Source organism: Bradyrhizobium sp. P5_C11_2 (genome assembly GCF_054049755.1).
This window is the reverse complement of sequence record NZ_JBFULT010000621.1, coordinates 1-4230: the sequence shown is the minus strand read 5'-3', so window position 1 is coordinate 4230 and position 4230 is coordinate 1. Positions and strand designations below refer to the sequence as shown.

The 4230-nt window shown below is 63.7% G+C and carries 4 protein-coding genes; 3 read left to right on the top strand and 1 reads right to left on the bottom strand.

Going from position 1 to position 4230, the window contains the following annotated elements:
- The first annotated feature begins 153 nt into the window (after positions 1 to 153).
- Both ACXJL8_RS35435 and glyS read left to right on the top strand, forming a co-directional pair.
- Entirely contained in the window at positions 154 to 1089 is a 936-nt protein-coding gene (locus tag ACXJL8_RS35435; RefSeq protein WP_135179137.1) for a glycine--tRNA ligase subunit alpha, read from the top strand.
- Positions 1089 to 3194: a glycine--tRNA ligase subunit beta gene (gene glyS / locus ACXJL8_RS35430; RefSeq protein WP_456622987.1), complete on the top strand. Its 2106-nt coding sequence runs from the start codon at positions 1089 to 1091 to the stop codon at positions 3192 to 3194. Before ACXJL8_RS35435 ends, glyS begins: the two co-directional genes overlap by 1 nt.
- A gap of 238 nt (positions 3195 to 3432) precedes the next feature.
- Here glyS and ACXJL8_RS35425 read toward each other — a convergent pair whose 3' ends face one another.
- Positions 3433 to 3786: a DUF1236 domain-containing protein gene (locus ACXJL8_RS35425; protein WP_456622986.1), complete on the bottom strand. Its 354-nt coding sequence runs from the start codon at positions 3784 to 3786 to the stop codon at positions 3433 to 3435.
- Positions 3787 to 4018: 232 nt separating this feature from the next.
- Here ACXJL8_RS35425 and ACXJL8_RS35420 point away from each other — a divergent pair, with 232 nt between their 5' ends.
- Entirely contained in the window at positions 4019 to 4174 is a 156-nt protein-coding gene (locus ACXJL8_RS35420) for a DUF3096 domain-containing protein (protein WP_007594951.1), read from the top strand.
- The last annotated feature ends 56 nt before the right edge of the window (positions 4175 to 4230 follow it).

Genomic DNA, 4230 nt, shown 5'->3' with positions numbered 1-4230 from the left:
GTGCGCAATTGCGCACCTGAGAATCTCGAGATTCCGGGTTCGCCCTTCGGGCGCCCCGGAATGACGCCATTTGCCCCTTTGCCTTGATTCCCAACCCCGCCGTCGATACGGTCCCGCGCGATTCAAAACCCCCCGCGAGAGCCCGATCTGACGATGGACGCCTCATTGCCCGCCCATATGCGCCCGGAACGCTCGTTCCAGGGCTTCATCCTCGCGCTCCAGCGGTTCTGGGCCGAGCAGGGCTGCGTGATCCTGCAGCCCTACGACATGGAGATGGGCGCGGGTACTTTCCATCCGGCGACCACCCTTCGCGCGCTCGGGCCAAAACCCTGGAACGCGGCCTATGTGCAGCCCTCGCGCCGGCCCAAGGACGGCCGCTACGGCGAGAACCCGAACCGGATGCAGCACTATTACCAGTTCCAGGTGATCATGAAGCCGTCGCCGCCGAACCTTCAGGAGCTGTACCTGAAGTCGCTCGCCGCCATCGGCATCGATTCCGCCGTGCACGACATCCGCTTCGTCGAGGACGACTGGGAGAGCCCGACGCTGGGCGCCTGGGGCTTGGGATGGGAGTGCTGGTGCGACGGCATGGAAGTCAGCCAGTTCACCTATTTCCAGCAGGTCGCCGGCTTCGAATGCGCGCCGGTCGCGGGCGAGCTCACCTACGGGCTCGAGCGCCTCGCGATGTATGTGCAGGGCGTCGACCGCGTCTACGACCTCAATTTCAACGGCCGCGACGGCGACGCCAAGGTCACCTATGGCGACGTCTTCCTCCAGGCCGAGCGGGAGTACTCGAAGCACAACTTCGAAGTTGCCGACACCGCGATGTTGTTCGAGCAGTTCAAGATGGCTGAAGCGGCCTGCAGAAAATATCTCGATGCGGGCTGGAAGGACGGCAAGCGCGAGGCGCATCTGATGGCGCTGCCCGCCTATGACCAGTGCATCAAGGCGAGCCACGTCTTCAACCTGCTCGATGCCCGCGGCGTGATCTCCGTGACCGAGCGGCAGAGCTACATTCTTCGCGTGCGCGAGCTGGCAAAGGCCTGCGGCGAGGCGTGGATACATACTGAAGCGGGCGGAGCGGCCTGATGCCCGAATTGTTGCTGGAACTGTTCTCGGAAGAAATCCCCGCGCGCATGCAGGCCAAGGCGGCCGACGATCTGCGCCGCATGGTCACCGACAAGCTCGTCGCCGAAGGCCTCGTCTACGAAGGCGCAAAGGCGTTCGCGACGCCGCGCCGCCTCGCGCTCACCGTGCACGGAATCCCTGCGCGTCAGCCCGACCTGAAGACCGAACGGCGCGGACCGAAAATGGGCGCGCCAGAGGCGGCCGTGCAGGGCTTTCTGAAAGCGACAGGTCTGGCATCGCTCGACGAAGCCAAGATCCAGCGCGACCCGAAGGGCGACTTCTACATCGCGCTGATCGAGAAGCCCGGGCGCCCGGCGATCGACGTGCTGGCCGAGATTCTGCCGGTGATCATCCGCACCTTCCCCTGGCCGAAATCGATGCGCTGGGGCGCGCGCTCGGGAAAACCGGGATCGCTGAGCTGGGTGCGTCCGCTGCATGCGATCACCGCAACCTTCGGACTTGAAACCGAAGAGCCCGATGTCGTGACATTCTCGGTGGATGGCATCGAGACCGGCCAGACCACCTATGGCCATCGCTTCATGGCGCCGGCCGCGATCCAGGTGCGCCGCTTCGAGGATTACGAGGCCAAGCTGAAGGCCGCCAAAGTCATTCTCGATCCGCAGGCGCGCAAGGACATCATCCTCGCCGACGCCAAGGAGCTGGCGTTCGCGCAAGGCCTCGAGCTGGTCGAGGATCAGGTGCTGCTGGATGAGGTCTCAGGCCTCGTCGAATGGCCGGTCGTCATGATGGGATCGTTCGAGAAGGAATATCTCGCGATCCCCGAAGAGGTGATCCGCGCCACCATCCGCAACAACCAGAAGTGCTTCGTCGTCAGGGATGCCAAGACGGGCAAGCTGACCAACAAGTTCGTCCTCACCGCCAATATCGAGGCGCCCGACGGCGGCAAGACCATCGTCGCCGGCAACGAACGCGTCATCCGCCCACGGCTGTCGGATGCGAAGTTCTTCTACGAGACCGATCTGAAGACCAAGCTGGAAGACCGGCTGCCGAAGTTCGAGCAGATCGTGTTCCACGAGAAGCTCGGCACACAGGCCGAGCGCATCAAGCGCATCGAACGCTTGGCCGCCGAGATCGCGCCGCTGGTCGGCGCCGACGTCGCCAAGACGACCCGCGCCGCGCATCTGGCGAAGGCGGATTTGCTGACCGAAGTCGTCGGCGAATTCCCTGAGGTGCAGGGCCTGATGGGCAAGTATTACGCGCTGGCGCAGGGCGAGGATGCCTCTGTCGCAGCTGCTTGCGAGGAGCACTACAAGCCGCAGGGCCCCGCAGATCGCGTGCCGACCGATCCGGTCAGCGTTGCGGTGGCGCTTGCCGACAAGATCGATACGCTCGTCGGCTTCTGGGCGATCGACGAGAAGCCGACGGGATCGAAGGACCCGTATGCGCTGCGTCGCGCGGCGCTGGGTGTGATCAGGTTGATCACCGAGAACGCGCTGCGGTTTTCGATCTTGAAGAACGCTTGGTCGGCAATGTCCGGATTTCCAAGCAAGGCGATCGCAGTTGATGGCGCAAAACTTCCGAGTGATCTGCTTGCCTTCTTCGCCGACCGCCTCAAGGTCCAGCTCCGCGAGCAGGGCGCGCGTCACGATCTCGTCGACGCCGTGTTCGCGCTCGGTGGCCAGGACGACCTGCTGATGATTGTCCGCCGCGTCGAGGCGCTCGGCAAATTCCTCGAGTCTGACGACGGCAAGAATTTGCTCGCCGGCATCAAGCGCGCCAGCAACATCCTCGGCATCGAGGAGAAAAAAGACAAGCGCACGTTCGACGGCGCACCCGATGCTGCGCTCTATAGCCTCGGCGAGGAGAAGGCGCTGGCGAAGGCGATTGGCGAAGTGCAGGCAGAAGCCAGCGCCGCCGTCGCCAAGGAAGATTTTGCTGCCGCCATGAGCGCGATGGCAAAACTGCGTCCGCCGGTCGATGCGTTCTTCGACAAGGTCCGCGTCAACGATGATGATCCAAAGGTGCGCGAAAACCGCCTCAAGCTGCTCAACGAAATCCGCAGCGCCACGCGCGCGGTGGCGGATTTTTCCAAGATCCAGGATTGATCTCGTGCCCCGGACGCAGCGCAGCGCGCCGCCTCTTCGCGGCGTGATGCGCTGCTGAGCCGGGGCCCATGCCGCCGCGTGCTCGTAGCTTCTGGGTCCCGGGTCGCGCTTCGCTTGCCCGGGACACGAGAGAAAAAAGCCCCACCCGGTGGGGGAAGACCGGGCAGGGCCTGATGTCCGCTACTACGCGATGCGCGCCAAGCCTGAATCGGCGCGCCGGACATCGAGTTGAACTGATTTAGTCGAGCACCTCGACAATGCGCCGCGAGCGCGGCTCGACCAGCACGGTCTCGCCGTTCACGACGGTGTAGCGATAGGTCGTCGCGCCGAAACGTTGCGGCACGTCATAATAAGTGATGCCGGCTTCGGGTAAGGTGGCACCGACCACGACGCGATCCGGGACAGTGAAGGCTGGAACGCGCTCCTGGACGACATATTGACGAAACGCCGGCCGCTGTTCGACCGCGATGGACGGGCCGCCATCGACCACGACGGGCGCGCGCCCAACCGTGACGCTGGATTGCGCAGACGCTGCGATCGGCGTCCCGAGCGCAACGCCAAGCGCTGTGAGGGCGAGAATCCTGTTCCGCATGGGCAACTCCTTCGAAGTGATTTCAGCCGGCGCCAGTGGCGCGACCGGTTGCCAATGCATGCGACTTGGCAATGTTCCGGGAAAAGCGCAGCCACATTCGCGGCAATTTCGGGCAGTTTTCGCGAAGCGCGGAACCCGCGCGCGCCCTCACGCGTCTCTACCCGCGGAACCGGGTCCGCTATGATCCGCCCGCGATTCGCCTTTGCTCTACCCAAGCCTGGAAAAACAGTTCATGCACATCACCGTCGCCCACATTTCGCCGATCCTGTCGCTGCTTGCGGGCGTGCTCATCCTGATCATGCCGCGCCTCCTCAACCTGATCGTCGCGATCTTTCTCATCATAAATGGTGCGATCGGGCTCGGATTGTTGAAGTGGCTCCATCTCTAGGCCTTCATTTTCCGGAACTCTTCGACTTGCGCGACCCTGCCCAAAGTGGTGTAAGG

Bases quoted from the DNA above. Each gene is read 5' to 3' on its own strand.
- glyS (WP_456622987.1), top strand. From the start codon at position 1,089: ATGCCCGAATTGTTGCTGGAACTGTTCTCGGAAGAAATCCCCGCGCGC.
- ACXJL8_RS35420 (WP_007594951.1), top strand. From the start codon at position 4,019: ATGCACATCACCGTCGCCCACATTTCGCCGATCCTGTCGCTGCTTGCG.
- ACXJL8_RS35435 (WP_135179137.1), top strand. From the start codon at position 154: ATGGACGCCTCATTGCCCGCCCATATGCGCCCGGAACGCTCGTTCCAG.
- ACXJL8_RS35425 (WP_456622986.1), bottom strand. From the start codon at position 3,786: ATGCGGAACAGGATTCTCGCCCTCACAGCGCTTGGCGTTGCGCTCGGG.